Consider the following 19,907-nt stretch of genomic DNA (forward strand, 5'->3'; position numbering starts at 1 on the left):
GTGGCGACCGATTTGGCTGTGGAAGAAATTTATCCTATAGTATCTAGGCTTTATGAAAAGGCTATATCACAGATTCGTCTTCGGCCAGAGCAAGCCTTCGCTTATGTCCAAGATGAAGCGGGCTCTCTTTGCACGTCTGCTGATGTAGGTTTGTTTGCAGTATTGCAAACTGCAATATTTAGCGAGGGTATGAAGTATGGGTTAGAGTTATCTACGAAAAGTCCTTATGCGGAGGATATGTTAGAGGGTTTGGCTAGGGCTTATGAAAAATGCTGCGTCGATGATTTGGCAGAAGTGGGGCTCAAAGGCGAGCATCTGGCAGAAATGATCGATTGTATGGCACAGGTTAGGAAGAAATATCTTCTGCCTGGATAAGTTGGTGCAAAATACACCACTCGATTTATCGGTGGCATCGAGGTAGTTGATCAAAAAACTGGGCAAATTTTCAACGGCACAGTTGATCTTGGTCCAACCATAGATCGGACTGAGTCAGGAGGATCTTTTCCTCATCGAAACGATGGCTCTGTGTTCCAGAGTCGTGCATTGGATCTGCCGCAGAAGCCAGCCGGTTACTATACCGAGTATGTCCATCCAACGCCGGGTATTGCAGGACCTAGGCCTCAGCGAATAGTCGTAGGGAAAGGTGGCGAAATGTATTACACCGCTGACCACTACAAAACCTTCATTCCAGTAAAAATTGAGGTCTTTCGAAATGTTGCCATTCATATTTGTGGAAACCCCACCTTCATACGACACGGCCAAAGTTTTTTATGTGCGGATTGACCCCGCCATTCGGATTAAGGAGGAGCTGATAAGGTCGTTGTATTACTTACTTTGGTTGCCGGGTTACTTTGGATTTAATTGGGATGCCCTGTATGACTGCTTAAGGGATCTCAGCTGGGTTCCGTGTCACAAAATCGTCATTGTGCACAAGTCTTTGCCAGGTTTACCAAGAGACGACCTAAAGGTATACCTGGAGATTTTGCGCGACTCGGTCCTTGATTGGGTTGGTGACAATGGACACGAGATAGAAGTAGTCTTCACAGATATTGATCGAACTGTGGTCGAAGGTTTGCTGGAAAGCTAGGTCAAGCCGTTGGTGCGAAAGCAACTGATGGCGCTGCCGGAAAGGTAGATGATCTAGCTACTAGCTACTAGCGACTTAAGTTCAGCGTCAAACCTTCCAAGTGGAATAGGTCTAGGTGGTTTCAAGGTCGGCTTAAGTGCCGACGACATCACTGCTATAAATTCACAGTCTGGCGGTTCGGTTTCATTCAGAGAAGTAGATACGGCTATTGCAAATGCTGCCAATTATGATGATTTTTATAATAGGGCTGGCTCAATGGTCAGGGATATTGCAGGCGAGCATCTGTTTGATAATGGGAACAAGCGGACTGCTGTTAAGGTGGTTGAGCAGTTGATTATAAAAAACGGCGTGGATGGTCTGCCAAAACAAATTATTTTTAGTGCTGTGGATAAGGTCGCGACGGGGAAGCTAGCTCATGTCCAAAACATTTCAAAAGCATTAAGAGGGCTGGATTAATTTCTTTCAATTACCTTTCTGGAAAGTATGCGGCTCGTTTCGGTTTGCCAAGTATGAATAGCGTCGGGCTATAGGGGTTTATTCAAATGCTAGAGTTGTTGGCGATGAAGAGCAAGTGTTTTTCATCTTTAAGGTGGATGGTGAAAGAGAGCGTAATATTTATACTTTTATTTTAAGTATGTCGACAAGTAACGATGTTGTAATAAGGAAAAATTCAGATAACATACGGGAAGGTATGGAACATTTTTTCTCTGAGCTTGAGCGGCTCGGTATATATCCATAACTTGAGATTTAGATATTTTGCTTGGCCCCGATAGCAGAACTCGCACTGATGTTTTCTGTAAAAGTGATTGGAATTGTAACGGCCTCGCGCCGGTGTTGTTTTATCTGCTTACTGCAAAATCTCCCTTCCTTCGCTGCTCGTCTTGGTCGTTCCCGCACGGGGTGCAACAGCTGCGTAACGCCGCGCTACTGGAAAACATGCTCGGCACCTCCCTTTAGCCGCAGGCGCTTCTGATTTCTAAGCGCAGCGCTTCTGCGTTCGATGGTCGAGTTCTACCGCGCCAATTTCAATAAATCGCCCGAAGCGTTGGCCTATCTGGAATCTCGCGGCCTGAACCATCGTCCAACGAGGCCCAGTTCAAGTACCTGATGAACAACGCCATTGCCAGCAAGCAGCAGTTGAACCTGGCTGTGGGCGTATCGCTGAGTTCACAGCAAGTTGCAGCGCTGACCCACGACATCGTCTGGCTCGAAGAGCACGAAGTGAATGGCGAGAAGGTGCTGGTGCCAGTGCTGTATCTGGCTCAGGCGGACAATCGCCTTGGCCCGACCGGGGCGTTGATTGCAGGTAACGAAGTCTCGCTGATTGCCGGGCAAAACCTCGATAACGTCGGCACCTTGCGTGCGGCCAACAACCTGTCGGCGGCCGCTGGAAATGACCTGGTCAACAGCGGCCTGATAGAAGCTGGCAACCGTCTGGACTTGCTGGCAGGTAATGACCTGATCAACAAGTCCGGGGGCATTATCGCCGGACGTGATGTGACACTGACCGCCCTGCGCGGTGATGTCATCAACGAACGTACCGTGACCAGCCATCAGAGCGCTGCGGATGATGCGACCTGGCGTAAGGATTTCGCTGACAGCGCGGCACGTATCGAAGCGGCTAACGACATGACCCTGCAAGCGGGTCGTGACGTGAAAAACACCGGCAGCGTATTGCAGGCTGGTCGTGATTTGAGCATCGCTGCGGGCCGTGACGTCGCTATCGACTCGGCCCAGACCGAGAGCGGCCAGACACGCGGCGTGAACTCCAGTAATTCCAGCATTACGCAACTGGGCTCCACAGTCAGCGCCGGACGCGACCTGACGGCCCAGGCCGGCCGCGACATCAACGTGATCGCCAGCAGCATCGACGCCAAGCGCGACATCGCGATGGCCGCGACGGAAAACCTGACCCTGTCCTCGGCGGCTGATGAACAGCATTCGTACGGCAAGAGTAAGAAGGTGACCGAGCAGGAAGATCATGTCAGCCAGGTGTCTGCGGACCTGAAAGCGGGCGGCAGTGTGGCTTTGCAGGCTGGGCAGAATCTGGCCGTGATCTCCAGCCGTATTACCGCTGGGAAAGAGGCGTATCTGGTTGCGGGTGAGAATCTGGACATTCTTGCTGCGCAGGACAGTGATTATTCGCTGTACGACATGAAGAAAAAAGGCAGCTTCGGCGCGAAGAAAACCCAGCGTGACGAAGTGACCGATGTGAAAAATATCGGTAGCGAAATTACTACCGGTGGCGACCTGTTGCTGTCGAGCGGCGGCGATCAGAAGTATCAGGCTGCGAAGCTGAAGAGCGGTAAGGACCTGACGATCGAGAGTGGTGGTGCGGTTACGTTTGAGGGCGTTAAGGACCTGCATCAGGAGAGTCATGAGAAGAGCAAAAGTGACCTTGCCTGGAATTCGAGTAAAGGTAAGGGCAACACCGACGAAACTCTGCGCCAGAGTGAGCTGGTGGCCAAAGGCGAAGTAGCGATCCGGGCTGTTGAAGGCTTGAAAATCGACATCAAACAAGTCGACCAGCAAAGCGTTAGCCAGACTATTGATGCAATGGTCAAGGCCGACCCGCAACTGGCGTGGCTTAAGGATGCTGAGCAGCGCGGTGATGTGGATTGGCGTCAGATCAAAGAGGTACATGATTCGTTCAAGTACAACAATTCAAGCCTCGGTCAGGGGGCAATGCTGGCGATCATTATCATCGTTACGGCGTTAACTGCTGGGGCTGGCACATTCGCTACAGCGGGTGCGGCAGCAGGCTCTGCTGCCAGCGGAGCGGCAACGGCTGCCAGTATTTCCACCACAACGGCTGCGGCAATTGGTACTGCTGCCAATACAGCCGTTGTTGCAGGTTTGACTTCCGCTACTTCTCAGGCAGTGATAAGCACAATTAATAACAAAGGCAATATTGGAGCCACATTCAAGGATGTCACCTCGTCCAGTTCGCTGAAGGGATATCTAACATCAGCCGCGATGGCTGGCATGATGCCTGGCTACGATCCCACTTCGCTCGGCTTCAACCTGCAAAGTGCGCAAGCAGTGTTGATGAAGTCCGCATCCGACGCGTTCGTAAACACTGTTATCAATGGCGGCAGTTACTCAGACAATCTTGGCAATGCGTTGGCTGGCCAAGCCAGCAATATTGGTATGGCCGTTGGATTTAAGTCTGTTGGAGGTTGGGCTCTCGGAAAATACGAAGACGGCAGTATTCAGAAAGTATTGGCGCACGCCTTGATGGGTGGCCTTGTGGCTGAGGCTACTGGTAGCGATTTCAAAACCGGCGCGATGGCCGCAGGCGCTAACGAAGCGTTGATCAACGTGATCAGCAACATGGTAGGCGGTGACAAGAACCTGGAGGTAATGGCGTCTCAGCTCACAGGTATCGTAGCCGCTGCTGCGGTGAATGGAGACGTAGCCAAAGGGGCCGAGGTAGCCAAATACGCGACAACATACAATCGGCAGCTGCACTATGAAGAACAGAAATGGCTGAATGAAAACGCGAAAAAATTTGCTCAGGATCTGGACATAACAGAGCAGGCAGCCATGGAGCGCCTTAGCCAACAAGCGCTGAAAAACACGGATATGTTGTGGCGCTCAGTGTTGAGTGATGGCGACGACCCTGCTGCTCAAGGATTTCTCGCGAAAGCAGGACAGACCTTTGTAAATAATCTGGGTACCGATCAGAAACTGTTTACCGCGGAAAATAATCAGCTGTTCAGGCCTGAAATGTTTGCTGATTCCGCCGATCCAGCTTTTTATAAACAGTTCGTCCAGAGCGGTATCAGTCGCGACCTGAGTGCGGGACTGGTCAAGGAGCTGAAAGATTCAGGAGTTGCGCTCAAGGACGGTGTCGTCGATCTCGCCAAGGCAGCGAAAGAAAACCCTTCAGCCATTTTTAACGGTATTTTTGAAGGTATAACCGGGCTGCCTAAAGGAGTTGTTGATAGCTTCAAGGAGAGTGGTCAGGCAATAGGTGAAGGCACTGCTGTAGCGTTGAATTCAGAGCTTTCCGGGAAGTTGAATGCTATCTACGGTCAAGATGTTGGCACTGCCCAGAAGACTTTGCTGGCCATCCGGATATTTGCAGCCGTTACCGGCGCCAAGGGTGTGGCAAGCACAGGGGATGCATTGGTCGAAAAGGCCATCGGCAAAAAGCTTGATAATGTGCTTGACCGATTAGAGCTTGGAGATGATATTGGTGCAAAAGGCCCGGGCCAGGTTACCCCTGATGTAATAAGCCCCCCCAAGCTCAGCTCGGTTGAAGACCTGTTTGGGCAGACATTTGAAAGTATCCCGCTGTCGCACCTTCCCAATTGGAAGACCGGTTCGCTTGTAAATGATGGGGTGTTGGGCGAGCAACTGGCCCTGCAAACCCTTAACGAGAAAACCGGCCTCAATTTCAAACCTCTGCAAAACAGTAGCAACCACGGCTGCGATGGCTGTGCGGTGGCAATCAATGGCGATACCATTACTGTGGTGGTTATGGATGCGAAGTCTTCGGTGAATGGCGTGAGTAAGGCCGGTACGCCGCATGGAGATCCGGCGACGAGGTTGAGAGGGTGGTTGGGTAATAGCTCAATTGCCGATTCGGACCCAGCGTTACGTGATGCTTTGCGAGCAGCGCTTCTTTCTGAAAACGTCAAAGTCCAAGGCGTGACCGTCAAAGTCGGTGTTCCTGCCCCCGGTAAAACAGGTGTAGCAGAATTTAAGGTGGAACCATGGTCCAAGAAATAATTCAGTGCGAGCGCTCGGGCGTAAACCCGAAATGGCCTTCTTACAAAAGTGTGCTGGGGCGCATAGCCAAGGGGCCACATGTCTCGGATGAATATGAGATAGCCGGTATTCGCGAGTACGTTACTCGCGAGGATGCTTCGCCGAAGCATTCAATGATGGTTCCAAACAGAAACAATGCAACAGATGCTCGTGCAGAATGGATGTCGGTGACAAGGGCTCACAAAGTACTTGCCACTGCAACGGTAAACCCTCGATGGCTTTCCGAATTGGCACACTGGATGCGTTACTACCAAGTAGGCATTTGGCAGTTGTTTTTTTGGGCGGGGCAGTTTGACGTTTTAGCTAAAGCCGTAGGTAATGACAGACGCCAACAAAACTACAGCATCCAAACCGCAGCCAACATGATGGCCGCCATGGCGATTCTGGGCTGGAAGGAAGCTGTCATCCACCAAGGCTATTTGACCCATGCGGCGCTCAACCGTGGTCATCAACTGGTCATCGAGTACGAAGAGCAACACCGCCGCGCCCAAGCCTTTATGCTGCGTGTGTTTGCCGATTGGGTGGGCGATGTCTCACATCAATGGCCTGCTTATGCTTACGACGAACCCATCTACGAAGCCTTGTTGGCCAAGTGGCGCACTCCCAGCCCCGACGACCTGATGCCCTGTCTGTTGGCCGCGTGTGACCGCCACACTTGGCAAACCGGCAAAGAGAGCCAGAAGAACTCTTACGATTTCAATCAGGACTGGCACTTGGAGCGCGTGCCGGTGGAAATTCTCTATATCCTGCGCCTGCGCCAGTGGGAAGGTTTAGCCAATCCGCAGAAGATTGATCATCCGCTGCTGGCCGCGCCCTTTGACCAATTGCCGCCCGAGCATCCAGTGCCTGAGTTGGATGAGTTGATGCAAGGTGTGCTAAAGCGCGCAAGGGAAGACTGGCCACAGTACGATGAAGTGCTGTCTTTGCCAGCATTGAAGAGTTGAATAGGTGCAAAAGGCATTGATAAATTTTTTGAAACCGGTCGCACGCCAAAAGCAAGTAAGTTAAAGGAGTACGCGGAGGCTCAAGGCTGGAAGCCTTTTCAGACCGATGGTGGCCCCCTCAAATACGTTGACGAGAATGGCATTCCTCGTGTGATGGCGGTTGCAGGAACCGAGTGCAACACGGTCGTTGAGTTTGCCCGACCGGCGCATTGATTGCGGGTAACGACGTCTCTCTGATTGCCGGCCAGAACCTCGACAACGTCGGTACCTTGCACGCCGCCAACAACCTCTCGGCAGTCGCAGGCAACAACCTGATCAACGCCGGCCTGATAGAAGCCGGCAACCGGCTCGATCTGCTCGCGGGTAATGATCTGATCAACACCGCTGGCGGCATCATCAAAGGTCGCGATGTTTCACTGACCGCGATCAACGGCGACGTGATCAACGAACGCAGCATCACCTCGATGGACAACAGCGCGCGCGGTCAGCGACATAACGAGTTCGCCGACAGCGCCGCGCGCATCGAAGCCGCCAACGACATGAGCATTTCGGCAGGCCGCGACGTCATCAACAAAGGCAGCGTGCTGGAAAGCGGTCGTGACATGACTATCCAGGCCGGACGCGACGTCACCATCGCCCCGACCGAAGTCACCAACAGCCTGTTCTCGGACAGCAAACACAACAGCAGCGACATCACCCAACTGGGCTCCACCGCCAGTTCAGGGCGCGACCTGACCGTTCAGGCCGGACGCGACATCTCCCTCATCGCTAGCCAGATCGACGCCAAACGCGACATCGCCATGGCCGCGACCGAAAACCTCACCATCAGCTCTGCGGCGGACGAAGAACACTCCCTGTCCAAAAGCAAAAAACTGACCCGTCAGGAAGACCACGTCAGCCAGGTTGCCGCCGATCTTGAAGCGGGAGGCAGCGTTGCCTTGCAGGCTGGCCAGAACCTCTCCGTGATCTCCAGCCGTATTACTGCGGGTAAAGAGGCGTATCTGGTAGCCGGTGAGAACCTCGACATCTTGGCTGCGCAGGACAGCGATTATTCGCTGTATGACAAAAAGAAGAAGGGGAGTTTTGGGGCGAAGAAAACCAAGCGTGACGAAATCACTGATGTGAAAAACATTGGTAGTGAAATCACCACGGGTGGAGATCTTTTGCTGGCGAGTGGGGGCGATCAGAAGTTTCAGGCCGCGAAGCTGGAGAGCGGTAAGGACCTGACGATTCAAAGTGGTGGTGCGGTTACGTTTGAGGGGGTGAAGGATCTACATGACGAAAGTCATACCAAAAGCAATAATGATGCTTTCTGGACTTCCTCAAAGGGTAAAGGCAATACAGACGAGACACTTCGTCAGACGCAGATGTCTGCTGAAGGAAGTATCGCGATTAAAGCTGTTAACGGGCTGACAATCGATGTCAAGCAGATAGACCAACAGACGGTTAGTCAATCTATTGATGCGATGGTCAAAGCTGATCCACAACTTGCTTGGCTAAAACAGGCTGAAGCGAGAGGCGATGTTGACTGGCGACTCGTGAAGGAGGTTCATGAGTCTTTCAAGTATCAGAACTCTGGATTGGGCCCGGCTTCGCAATTGATCATTGCAATTGCCTTGGCAGCTGTCATGGGGCCAATGATGGCTGGCATGAACTCGATGCTGCAGGCGGGCGCCATCAGTGTCGCTACAAAGGCTACTGTCAGTACGGTTGACAATAGAGGCAACCTTGGGAAGGTTGTGAAAGATGTTACATCCAAGGACAGCATCAAAGGCTATGCGGTGGCAGTTGCGACAGCGGGTGTGGCCGATGGTCTTGGATACAAGCCGAGTGAGTTGGGGTTCGATTCGGCAAGTGCAAAAACCATCGCCGTAAAAGTAACGGCTGACGCAGTAATCAAAACAGCCGTTTACGGCGGGAGCTTTGCGGATAACCTGGCCAGTTCGGCAGTCGCTGCCGCGGCCAGCATAGGTGGCGCCAAAGGGGCAATGACGATAGGAGATCTTGAGTTAACTGAAGGAAGCATTACCAAGATTCTCTTGCACGCAGGCCTGGGTGGCCTGCTAGCCGAAGCCATGGGTGGTGATTTCCGCGCCGGAGCTATTGCCGGTGGTGCAAACGAAGTGTTGGTCGGATTGCTGGGGGATAAGTTACTTCCGTCAAACCTTGTCAAGGGAACGCCCGAGTATGAGCAGGCGCAGGCCAATCTTCTTGCTTTGTCGCAAATTGTCGGCGTACTAGGCGCTGCCGCTGGGAATTCGGATGTCGGCGTCTCTGCTGCCGTATCCGCTAATGCTACCCAGTACAACTGGCTATCACACGCTGAGATTCGGGATGCTGATAAGGCTCGGGCTGCCTGTGCGACGGCTTGTGGTGACGTTGGTGCTTGCCAAGCAAATGTCACTCGTGCAACGGATGAACTGGACAAGGCACGAGACTACGAACTGAAAGAGCGTAAACGTGCAATTCAGCTCCAATCTTTTAAAGATGGCGGCTGGACTCTGGGCGAATACAACAAGGCTCTGTTCGACGATTATTTTGCCAGCAAAGGTGTAGATCAGAGTCAGGTCACATTTGATGGGTACGCCCCTGCGAACGTTGGGTTATATGCTTTCCGAACGGGGCCTTGGCACCATCAAACAGGCCGTAGAATGGCCAGGCAAAGTTGCTGACAGTGTCGTAAATTTTGTCAGTAACCCTATTGATACGACGTTAGGGGTCGGGCAGAACATTTTGTCTGCAGCCGGTTCGGGTTTGGATTGGGCTGCCAGTCCGATCCCAGCCCAAGGCCTTGAGCGAGTAGGCGATAAACTACTGGCGCAATCCGACCAGCAGGCGGGTGGGTTGATATTTGACGTCGTCAGTGGTTTGATCACTGCAGAGATTGGTGGGTTTGCGGTCAAGTGGGTTGGGGGTAAGTGGGTTCAATCTGAGGCTAGCGTGAAAGGTGGTACCAACCTTGGGCTACCAGATAATCTTTTACCAGACGCCGATTTTGTTGGTCGTGGTGTTGTTCGGCCTGATCTGAAAGATCATCTCGTAGATGCGACTCGCTCAGGGAAGCAGATATCGGGAGGGCATGATATGGATAGTTTTATGCAAGCGCTAACTGAGTATTCAGGGACGATTTCATCGAAAATAGAGGTTGCTCCTGGAATCTATAAGGTCGAATATCAGCTGCCGAATTCTACAAAAGATGCAGTAAAGACAGTGTATGATCCAAAAACATATCCAGATATGCCAAATATGGCTAATGAAGCTGCTTACAAAGCGCTGCTTCAGTATCAGGTAACAGGTAATTCATTGCAGGAGGTTGTTGTGGGTAAAGTTAGATTTCAGGTTCCGATAAATATCAAGAGTGAGCAAATGTATGTCCCGACGGCATTTCCAGTCGGTGTCGTTAAGTGAAGTGGGGAAAGCTTCCGGGGGACGACAGGGACTTATTGTTCTGGGTGCTCTGGTTCGCTATACAATATTATTCTGATGTCAGCTTGGAAAAGCTTTTAAAGAGATTTTTTACACATGGCAGTGGGCTTTTGGGGGACCCGGGCTGGGAATTTGAATTTTTGAGAAATGAGGTTGGTTATGAGTCCTATGATTTCTCCGCGGATGTCAACTTTAGTGGGATAGAACCGGCGCACATGAACTACAGCGCTGAAATCGTTCGCGAAGCTCTAAAGGATTCTTTGCTTGCCCTTGCTGATAAAGAACCGACAAAAGCTGATGAGGTGGTTAGCCTCATAATTAAGTATGGACTTTGAATTGGTGAGAAAGATCCAGCTGTCAGCTCTCATTGTTATTTTGATGTTGAATTAATGTTGGGCGCTGAGCTGTAGCTTACTAAGGGTAAGTACCTACCACGGCACGCTTACAGACAGGATCGTGGGTGGCCGGTAGTGCTACGTCCTATAATCGGCTGCTTCACAGTACAGAAAAGCGAGTCTTGACTGAGGAAGCCAAGGCCCTCGAAAGTCGTTTGGGTAAACCCTCGTCCAGTGTATCTTGGGGTGATCTTCTCTTGCTTGCATCTAGTGCAGAACTGGACGCAAAAGAAAATGCTCGTCTACAGGCTCTGCTGACTAGCTACGGAGCAGGTAACCCAGAGGGCGCACGCTTTGCAGAAGAGCTGCTGATTGCGAAGACAAGCGTTGGACGCCTCGCTGCACAGAACATCGTGCTGACTTGGGACGACGGCAGTACGATCATTGCAGATGGTGAAGCGGTACATGCGTTCCAGTCGACCACCAGTCAGTTCAAGGATGCTGGCTTATTTAACACCGCCTCCCAATGGTCGCAAAGTGGCGCCAATAACTGGGCTGATGAACCCTCAGTCGTTCCTGCCGCTTGGCAAGAGCAGTTTGGCGATAAAAACGCTGCGATTTACCTAAGAGAGCTGGCCAAGGTATCGAGTAGCCAAGGCGAGCTTGATGATCTGGTGCAACGGGTTTCAGGTGTATTGTCGGGCGGAGTTGATCGTGTTACCTGGGATCTGGACGCAGCACTTGCGTTGACCGGTTCACCTGCGGTACTAAGGGCGCTGTTGGCTAAGCGTGCGGCGGCTGCTGGTATTGTTGATGCTGGCGCGGTAGCTGCCGGGAAGGCCGAGCTTGATGGCATTGCTCAGACGCCTAAAGGGTCTGATCTGGCAGGTAAACAGTCCGGTGCGGCGCTGGATGCACAGCCTCAAAAAGTTGGTGATAGTGTTGATCAGACGCGTAAAGAGTCTGATCTGGCGGGTAACCAGCCGGGCACTGCCCTAGATGCTTCGTATCAAAAAACTGATGACGCAAAGGCGGAGGTAGATACTGGTAAACTACTTGAAGACGCTGCTCAGCAGCTAGCCGATTACATTGCGACTTTCGGTAAATACAAGCCGCCAACTGTAATTGGTGCTGTGGATCCTCTAACAGGGAAAATAGTAACGACATCCAGCGGTGCTGTCCCGGATGTGATTGTACCTGAGTTGGCTGCGTATGCTGAAAGTTTAGGTGGTTTAGGGGTCAAGACCGCTTGCGGTAATACGTTGGATCGCTGTGCTGAGTTTAGAGCTGCGAATGAATTGCTTTTAAGCAATCCTGGTCTAACGTTGAAAGATATTAAATTTACTCCGGCAATTCGTCCTAGGACGGGGGAGGTAGTTCCTCGTTGCGATAATTGCACTAGTATATTTGGAGCTGAGTAATGGAAATGGATGATGAGTTTTTAGAGGTAAATGATTTGGATTGGTTTGCCTCTTGTCAAGATGGATTTTTAGCGCACTTTATAACTGGGGGGCGAGGTCTCGTACCGTTCGCCGTAAGAAAGTCAATATCAAAAAACGAGGCTATTTATAATTATTTTATTTCTGTAGATGATAGCGCCGATTTTGACGTGATTGAGGAGAATCTACCTACCTTTAGCGGTGACGCTCAACGTGAGCGTTACTTGCTATCGTTTGTCGATATGGCAAGGAGAGGTCTACTGAGCTACGACGTTAGTAATGATGGGGGGTACAAATTAATTGCTAGGCCAAAAAAAAACAGGGAGTTTAGTTCTTTGCCGCAGGATGTTAAAGATATTATCCATATGCTACCTTTAAGTTTTTCTGTGAGAATAGATAAGAGTGGCTTTATTTGATTTTATGAGTGTAGTACTAGTGCGCTTTCGCAAAAATAAATGCTCTGTGAAATCGTCTATGCTTGCTCGTTGATTACACCGTTGGAGGCGAAGAAAGGAGCGCACAAGATATCGTCCCGAGTCCTGAAGAAAGTGCCGAGCTGAGCCGTCGCACACGATCAGCCACCATCAGTCAGCGTGACGGTCGCCGCGCGAGGGTCATCCTGTTAGCTGAGATTAGTTTCGATAGCTCTACTCGAAGGGCATCTGGAGTTGTTGATGATGAGTACAAGGATAAAGTGATAACTCTTGATTGCCCTTACGGTACGGTTGTTATTTTGTGCGACGGAGAGGGGCAGCTGAAATCAATTGAGTTAAGTTGACTGTACAGTGATGACATTCTCCCAACACCTGCCTCGCGCCGGTGTTGTTTTATCTGCTTACTGCAAAATCTTCCTTCCTTCGCTGCTCGCCTTGGTCGTTGCCTGAGCGATCAAGGCATCGAGCATCTGCGCAACGAATTTTCTGTTGGCTTTTAGGTAGCTGGTCGACACAGCATCGTCAAAAGGTGTTCAGGGGCAGCGGACTGCCGATTTGAATATTTCCGGATTAGGAGCGGTTGATGTTTACACCCCTCAAAATTTGTTCCCTTCAAGCATAGTTAAGTGTGGACATCAAGCTGCCGCTGGACATGGCGGTGACGGCGGAAGTTAAGACCAGCAAGCAACGGGTGATGTGGTATTTCCTGAGTCCGTTGCAGTAGCATGCGCAGGAGAACTTGAGGGAGCGATTGTGAAAACCCTTTCGTGAGAGGGTTATATTTTACTTATATAGGTGCGTGATTTTTATTATTTAGAGGGCGTTTATATATATCTTTTTTAAAAAGCTTCTTTATGCTGCTATTATGTGTTCTTTTTGTAGGTTTTTCAGAAAAGGTAATGATGTATTGCTGAGCAGTATGGATCTATTGGGTAGTGATTGAGTTCAATCTGAAAAGTTTGCCGTTTTAATAATGATGAGCTGAAAGGTAGCTGTGGCAGTGCTTCTAGATGGGTATACCCCGTATGTAGATAACAAGCAAAAATGCTCTATGCTTAGCAATAACCTCTCTTTTTAATCTCGCTGCTTCTTTCCAAACCAATCTCCTCACTCCGGACACCCCCGTCCCAAATCATCCGAACCCCTCTCCGTAATACCCACCCGCCAATAATCTAAACTACCCCACGGCACCCGCTCGCTCTTCGGGCCTGAGGAAGTTATCAGCATTATCCTTATCGTTCTGCACGTCTGCCACTACTCATCGTCGATACGTAATGAAGACTTTTATTCGCGCGAACCGTATAAGGACATGACTTGAATGACAATGACTCCATTGGATGGATCAGTTTCCCTTGACGTTAATAACCTGTTCAGAAAACCGAAAGTCTGTTTTGACTGGGAGGACTTGCATTACTTCGTGATGTTTTCCGCCATCCGTTCCTTGAGCGGCGCTGCCAGGGTGCTGGGTGTGGAGCACGCTACTGTTTCGCGGCGTATCGCTTCGCTGGAAAAATCCCTGAATGTAAAGCTTGTCGACCGTCGCAAGCGGTTGTATGAGTTGACTGATGAAGGGCGGCGTCTGGCGGCTATCGGGCGGCAGATCGAGGCGCAGACCCAGGCCATTGGCCGTCTCGCTGTTGCCGCGCAGGTAGCGCAGGGTGTGGAAGTGACCATCAGCGCGCCGCCCTCGGTGGCGGTCGAGAAGTTGGTGCCGCAACTGGGGGCGTTTCGTGCCATGCACCCCGGCATTGTGCTGCGCTTGCTGGGGGATCATCAGTATTCGTCGTTATCCAGTTGCCAGTCTGACTTGTGCATACGGTTTTCCAGACCGGTTGAAAGTGGCATCGTCGCACGACGTATCGGCACCGCCTCATTTTCATTTTATTGCGCACGTTTTTATCTGGAGGAGCGGCACCCGGAGCACTATGAGTTTATTGCCTACGACAATGAACTGATGAGCGACAGTCAGAACGGTTGGCTCAGAAATATTGTCGGTGAACGCCCCTTCGTGCTGGAAGCCAAAACAGTAGAACTGCAAATTCGTGCCGCGGAAACCGGTGTGGGCATTGCCTTGCTTCCAAGTTTTGCGGTAGAGGCTAACTCTCGTCTGTGCCGGGTAGAGCTGTCGGCACCGCTGGAGGTTGATGTCTGGCTGGGCGTGCATGAAGACTTGCGCGCGGTGGCTTCCATTCAGGCCGCGATGAATTATGTAGAAAGCTGTTATCGCTAGTCGGGCCAGTGCTAGAAGTCGTTATTTCGGCAGACACATAAGGTGGCGGTGAAAAAATTCCCATCCCCTGATCAAATATCGACAATTTACAATGCGGTCGATTTTGACGAGGATCAATGTCGAGTTAAGAAGTTAATGATTCGAAACTCCGAGACGTTCAGGTGTCGGCTCGGCAATGTTTGCAGGTGCGGCGCTGTTGGATAACGACAAGAATAGAGGCAGTGGCAAGATCATCTCAAGCACCCTGTTTACAACCTAAGGACAGCCGGAGATTCTCATGGCCGACATAAAGATTCTCGACGTTACATTGCGTGACGGTGGTTATCGAAACAACTTTAACTTCACGGAAGACCAGGCTCGAGCTATTACTTCAGGCCTGGCGGATGCAGGCGTCGACCTCTGTGAAATTGGTTACTGCAAGGGATCATTTGCGCCGAAGGGCGAGCACGGGCTGACCAGTGATGTAGGCGCACGCTTTATTGAAAACATTGCGCAGGCCGCCGCTGGACGTATTGAGCTGGCGGTTATGGTTCACCCGAAAAACATCACGGTAGATGACTTCGCCATGCTCAAGGAGCAGGGTGTTTCGATGATTCGTGTCTGTCTGCGCCGCGATCAACTGGATGAAGGGCTGGCGACCTTGTCACTGGCCCGGGATCACGGCTTCAGTGTCAGCGCCAATGTAACGCATGTGACATCGCAGACGCCGGGAGCCGTGCTCGATACGGCCGCTCGTGCAGAGGGTGCCGGTGCGGACATCATCTGTTGCGCGGATTCCAACGGTCATATGCTGCCAGCCGATGTGCATCGGCTGTTCAGTCGCCTCGTAAGCCGGTTGCTGGTGCCACTGGGGTTTCACGCCCATAACAATCTGTCGCTGGCGCTGGCGAATGCATCGGCGGCTATCGAGGCCGGTGCTGAATACATCGACACGTCCATCTGCGGCATGGGTAAAGGGGCCGGGAATCTTCACTTGAGCATGCTGGTGGCTTATCTGGAGCGTATAGGCGTCAGCCACGGTTTTGACCTGGTCAAGGTGATCGAATTGTCCGCTGTCACAGCCAACTCGATACCGCATAACAATATGCCCAGCCCGCTGATGGATATCATTCTGGGCACTTACAACTTCCCCTACGATGTCAGTCAGCGGGTGCGAGACACCCTTGAACGGTTTCAATTGACCTCCGAGTACCGAGCGATCGAGGTCATGCATCAACGGACAAAGTGGCGCGCCTTGCTCCGCGAGCGGCGTTGTCGAATATCTTCAGTGACCTGTCGCAAAGCGTAAAAGGAGTTGCGCTATGACCGGCCAAATATCCCGTAAGCGTATATGCATTCTGCCCGGCGACGGTATCGGCATTGAGGTCATGGAAGCGGCGCTTCCGGTGATTGCAGCGTTGCACCTGCCGTTTGATCTGATACCGGCGGATATCGGCTGGGAATGCTGGAAGCGCGAGGGTGAAACGGTTCCTGCCCAGACCTGGGAAGTCATGGCCAGCTGTGACGCAACGTTGCTGGGGGCAATAACCAGCAAGCCGCTGGCAGAGGCGGAAGCAGAGCTGCCCCTGGCACTCCAGGGCCAGAACCGCCGCTACGTCAGCCCGGTCATTCAGCTCAGGCAGAACCTGGACCTTTACGCCAATGTACGCCCGGTTACCGACATGACCGGTGAAGACAGATTTCGCTTTGTCGTGATCAGAGAAAACACCGAAGGTCTTTATGCGGGGCTGGACTTCGGGCATGTCCCGGATGCGCTGGTGCCCTTGCTTGAAGAGCGCGAAGCACTTGGCGCACCGTGGCAGCGGGAAGGGCAGGAGGATGCGACCGTCACGTTGCGCCTGCAGACGCGAAGTGGTTTGACTCGTATTTTTGAATACGCATTCGATTACGCGCGCAAGAACACCTTCACCCGGGTCACGTTTGTCGACAAGCCGATGGTGCTGCGACACAGCAGTGCGTTTGCACGGGGTATCTTCGAAGAAATCGCGCAGCGTTATCCGGACATAACCGGTGTCATCGAAAATGTCGATGCGGTTGCCTTGTGGATGGTGCAACGGCCCGAACGCTTCGGGGTGATTGTTGCCGAGAACATGTTCGGCGACATCCTTTCCGATCTGGGTGCTGGCGTAATGGGTGGTCTGGGTTTTGCGCCCAGCGGCAACTTTGGCAATTCAGGTGCTTACTTCGAACCTGTACATGGCAGTGCACCTGCTCATGCGGGGTTGAACAAGGCCAACCCCAGCGCGATGTTCATGGCCATTGCACTGATGCTGGAACATTTGGGATACCCGGCCCAGGCGGCATTTATTACCCGCGCCGTCAGCCTGGTTTCACAATCTGGCGTTCGCAGTTACGACCTTGGCGGTTCCCACACCACTGACCAGGTGGGCGAAGCGATTGTCCTGCAGTGCATCGAGTTGCAGGCCAGCTCTGTCGGCTACCGCACCGAACAGGCCTCAGTTCAGGGAGAACGTTATGTCAGTGCACTTTGAAACGGTGGCAATTACGCAAACCGTGCTGGACGCATGTGAACATCTGGATACCGCTTCGCTGTCTGATGCACTGGACAGTCTCGGGATCAACGGAGGGCTGCCGGGTATTGTTTCGCAAGTGCCGGGCACTCGTTGTGTCGGTGTTGCGTTCACCGTGCAGTACGAAGCGGTCGATGCGCCAACAACCTTCAAGGGGGCGGCCAACTACATCGATCAGGTGCCTTGCGGCGCGGTGATTGTTTCCTCCAACGCCGGGCGTCATGACTGCACGGTATGGGGCGATATCATGACCCACTTCGCCTTGGCCAACGGCATCAAAGGCACTGTTATCGATGGCGTGGCACGTGATATCGATACCGTTATCAGGTGCAACTATCCGTTGTTCAGTCGTGGCCGTTTCATGCAGTCAGCCAAGAACCGCGCACAACTCAAAGCGGTACAAGTGCCTGTGGTCATTGATGGGGTTACTGTCCGGCCCGGTGATCTTCTGGTCTGTGATGGCAGTGGTTGCGTGGTTATTCCACAGCAACTGGCCGCCGAGGTTGTACGCCGTGCTCAGGCGGTCGAGCAGACTGAGCGCAGCATTATCGAGGCCATATCCACGGGCTCGACACTGGAGAATGCCCGCAGCACCTATCGTTACGACCAGCCCTGGCTGACGGACGCTGAAAAAGTCAGCATGGGGGAACGGCCATGAATCAGGCTTCCCGATTGGTAGCACGCGCAAATGTGCCTGAACCTCAAACTCGACTCAGCGCACCTGAGTCTCCCGACATGAATGTCGCTGCCTTCAAGAAAGCCATGCGCCGCCTGACGTCGACCGTCACCCTTGTGGCGACCGAACATGAAGGCACGCCTTACGGTATGGCAGCCACTGCCGTCAGTTCGGTATGCAGTGACCCGCCGTCCATTCTGGTGTGCATCAATCACAGCGCCAGTGTTTACCTGCCTTTGCTTGAGCGGGGAAAGTTCTCGGTCAATCTGTTGCAAACCGGGCAGGCTGAACTGGTCAGCGTGTTTGGCGGAGCAGTCAACGGGCCTGCGCGGTTTGAAAGCGGAGACTGGCAGCAGGACCAGGGGGTGCCTTATCTGCGTACCGCCCAGGCGACGCTTTTCTGTTCGGTGGCCCAACGAATGACCTGCGGCACTCACGAGATCATTATCGGGCTGGTCGAGAAAACGGCAGTGGCCGAGGTGATTTCACCGCTGCTCTGGCAAGACGGTAAACCGGCGGCTTCAACACCGCTTCTGGCTTGACTACGTGTTCTTATACTTCTTTTTATAAATGGAACTGATTATGAAAATGGAATTGTTCGATGCTCACTCCGTCACCGATGACAAGGCGGTGTATCTGATCAACGTTGTACAGGTCAATGAAGGTGCTCAGAACCTGGCTATCGAGATTCTCGAAGAAACGGTCAGTTATGTCGCACGTACTTACAGTGCGTTCAAATGGAGCCGATTGATGAAGAGCACGGACGGCAAGACCGTCATCAATCAGGCGCAATGGAGTGACCGCAGTCAGTTCGAGTCGCTGTTTACCGACAAAGAGTTTCTGTTGCGATACTCCCGGTTAAAGGAAACCGGTACCTGGGAATACCACCTCTATAACGTGGCCGAGTACATCACCCCTGAAATTGCATTACAAAAAGCGGGTTGATCCATTAGCTGCAGACGAAGGCTGCTTAGGCGTCGCCTTCGTCTGACATTCACTCGGATTTTCACAGGTATCAGGCGATGGCCACGATCAATACAGCACTGACTTCTCTTCTTGGAATTGAACATCCTCTGATTCTGGCACCGATGGGTGGGGCGTCCGGAGGGCGTCTGGCGGCTGCAGTTTCCCGGGCCGGTGGCCTGGGTTTGGTGGGTGCCAGTTACGGCGATCCGCAATGGATGGCGCGTGAACTGGAGATGATGCACGACGTGCAGCAACCATGGGGTGTGGGCCTGGTCATGTTTACCGTGGCGAGGCAGTTCGAATTGCTTCAGCTGGCTCTCGAGTACCGCCCGGCAGTGGTTGCGTTGTCGTTTGGTGATGTACGTCCTTTCGTCCGGCCCATTCAACAGGCCAACGCCAAAGTCATCGTTCAGGTGCATGACGTCGACCAGGCGCTAGAAGCACTGGACGCCGGTGCCGATGCGCTGATCGTGCAAGGCGCCGAGGCGGGTGGTCACAGTTTGCGCCGAGCTTCATTGCCGCTGTTTCCGGCAGTTCGCGACGCGGTGGGTGACGATGTTGTGCTTATCGGTGCCGGCGGGATTGCCGATGGCCGTGGCATGGCTGCTGCGCTTGCGCTCGGCATGGATGGCGTGATGATGGGGACGCGCTTTCTGGCTTCGAAGGAAGCACTGCCTTCCGAACGGGTAAAACAGCGCCTGGTGCAGGCTGTCGCGAGCGATACGGTGCGAACCCGGATCTTCGATGAGGTGCGCGGCATCGACTGGCCGCAGGGCTACAGCGGACGAGTGATCGCCAATAAATTTTCCGACAGTTGGGTAGGTGAGGAGCAGGCGTTTGCTGCATCAGCCGATCAATTGCGTCTTGAGTATGAAGCAGCACTGGCGGCCGATGATGTGAGTATCAGGGCGATCTGGGCCGGCGAGGTGGCGGACCTGATCAAGGAGGTGCTGCCCGCACAGCTCATTATCGAGTCAACCCTGCGCGGCTATGCCACCAGTGTTGAACGTCTACGCACGACCCGCTGACCCGTCAGGATGGATCAACGACCGGACCCGCTCGA

15 protein-coding genes and 3 pseudogenes are annotated in these 19,907 nt (G+C 52.6%); all 18 read left to right on the forward strand.

Annotation, left to right across the window (positions count from 1 at the left end; translation table 11 throughout):
- The 18 genes and pseudogenes from RYC18_RS09835 to RYC18_RS09915 all read left to right on the forward strand — a co-directional run bounded on the left by RYC18_RS09835 (position 1) and on the right by RYC18_RS09915 (position 19,872).
- Positions 1-375 carry a hypothetical protein gene (locus tag RYC18_RS09835; protein WP_057404943.1) on the forward strand — a complete coding sequence of 125 codons (375 nt, stop codon included), beginning with the start codon at positions 1-3 and terminating at the stop codon, positions 373-375.
- A 99-nt stretch (positions 376-474) separates the two neighbouring features.
- Complete coding sequence (locus RYC18_RS26425; RefSeq protein ID WP_410478359.1) at positions 475-783, forward strand: ribonuclease domain-containing protein; 309 nt, start codon at positions 475-477, stop codon at positions 781-783.
- Complete coding sequence (locus RYC18_RS09840; RefSeq protein WP_057404942.1) at positions 713-1,087, forward strand: barstar family protein; 375 nt, start codon at positions 713-715, stop codon at positions 1,085-1,087. The genes RYC18_RS26425 and RYC18_RS09840 overlap by 71 nt, the downstream gene beginning before the upstream one ends.
- Positions 1,088-1,342: 255 nt before the next feature.
- Positions 1,343-1,543 carry a hypothetical protein gene (locus RYC18_RS09845; protein ID WP_057404941.1) on the forward strand — a complete coding sequence of 67 codons (201 nt, stop codon included), beginning with the start codon at positions 1,343-1,345 and terminating at the stop codon, positions 1,541-1,543.
- Positions 1,544-2,164: 621 nt separating this feature from the next.
- A pseudogene (locus RYC18_RS09850) lies at positions 2,165-5,824 on the forward strand (DUF637 domain-containing protein); the annotation flags it as partial.
- Between the two features lie 308 nt (positions 5,825-6,132).
- On the forward strand, positions 6,133-6,807 hold the full coding sequence (locus RYC18_RS09855) for a hypothetical protein (protein WP_042930298.1): 675 nt from the start codon (positions 6,133-6,135) through the stop codon (positions 6,805-6,807).
- Between the two features lie 197 nt (positions 6,808-7,004).
- A pseudogene (locus RYC18_RS09860) lies at positions 7,005-9,479 on the forward strand (DUF637 domain-containing protein); the annotation flags it as partial.
- Positions 9,385-10,215: a CdiA family toxin C-terminal domain-containing protein gene (locus RYC18_RS09865; protein ID WP_316885540.1), complete on the forward strand. Its 831-nt coding sequence runs from the start codon at positions 9,385-9,387 to the stop codon at positions 10,213-10,215. The pseudogene RYC18_RS09860 and the gene RYC18_RS09865, both read left to right, overlap by 95 nt.
- A complete protein-coding gene (locus RYC18_RS09870) occupies positions 10,212-10,568 on the forward strand; it encodes a hypothetical protein (protein ID WP_058399682.1) in 357 nt (118 codons plus the stop codon). The genes RYC18_RS09865 and RYC18_RS09870 overlap by 4 nt, the downstream gene beginning before the upstream one ends.
- A 182-nt stretch (positions 10,569-10,750) precedes the next feature.
- Positions 10,751-11,989, forward strand: coding sequence for a hypothetical protein (locus tag RYC18_RS09875; protein ID WP_316885542.1), 1,239 nt, complete (start codon positions 10,751-10,753; stop codon positions 11,987-11,989).
- A complete protein-coding gene (locus RYC18_RS09880; RefSeq protein WP_316885544.1) occupies positions 11,989-12,423 on the forward strand; it encodes a hypothetical protein in 435 nt (144 codons plus the stop codon). The genes RYC18_RS09875 and RYC18_RS09880 overlap by 1 nt, the downstream gene beginning before the upstream one ends.
- Positions 12,424-13,759: 1,336 nt before the next feature.
- Positions 13,760-14,671 carry a LysR family transcriptional regulator gene (locus tag RYC18_RS09885; protein WP_005746904.1) on the forward strand — a complete coding sequence of 304 codons (912 nt, stop codon included), beginning with the start codon at positions 13,760-13,762 and terminating at the stop codon, positions 14,669-14,671.
- Between the two features lie 277 nt (positions 14,672-14,948).
- A pseudogene (locus RYC18_RS09890) lies at positions 14,949-15,976 on the forward strand (nucleoid-structuring protein H-NS).
- The gene (locus RYC18_RS09895; protein ID WP_316885548.1) at positions 15,973-17,163 is read left to right on the forward strand and encodes an isocitrate/isopropylmalate dehydrogenase family protein; all 1,191 of its coding nucleotides are present in this window, start codon (positions 15,973-15,975) and stop codon (positions 17,161-17,163) included. Before RYC18_RS09890 ends, RYC18_RS09895 begins: the two are co-directional and overlap by 4 nt.
- Positions 17,147-17,860, forward strand: coding sequence for an RraA family protein (locus tag RYC18_RS09900; protein ID WP_057401110.1), 714 nt, complete (start codon positions 17,147-17,149; stop codon positions 17,858-17,860). The genes RYC18_RS09895 and RYC18_RS09900 overlap by 17 nt, the downstream gene beginning before the upstream one ends.
- Positions 17,861-17,937: 77 nt before the next feature.
- Positions 17,938-18,420 (forward strand): flavin reductase family protein, encoded by a 483-nt coding sequence (locus RYC18_RS09905; RefSeq protein WP_016981910.1) that lies wholly within the window; start codon positions 17,938-17,940, stop codon positions 18,418-18,420.
- Between the two features lie 40 nt (positions 18,421-18,460).
- Entirely contained in the window at positions 18,461-18,823 is a 363-nt protein-coding gene (locus RYC18_RS09910) for an antibiotic biosynthesis monooxygenase (protein WP_316885554.1), read from the forward strand.
- Between the two features lie 77 nt (positions 18,824-18,900).
- Positions 18,901-19,872: an NAD(P)H-dependent flavin oxidoreductase gene (locus RYC18_RS09915; protein WP_316885556.1), complete on the forward strand. Its 972-nt coding sequence runs from the start codon at positions 18,901-18,903 to the stop codon at positions 19,870-19,872.
- The last annotated feature ends 35 nt before the right edge of the window (positions 19,873-19,907 follow it).

It is taken from the genome of Pseudomonas syringae group sp. 247E2 (assembly GCF_032587795.1).
In the GTDB taxonomy this organism is placed as follows: domain Bacteria; phylum Pseudomonadota; class Gammaproteobacteria; order Pseudomonadales; family Pseudomonadaceae; genus Aquipseudomonas; species Aquipseudomonas amygdali.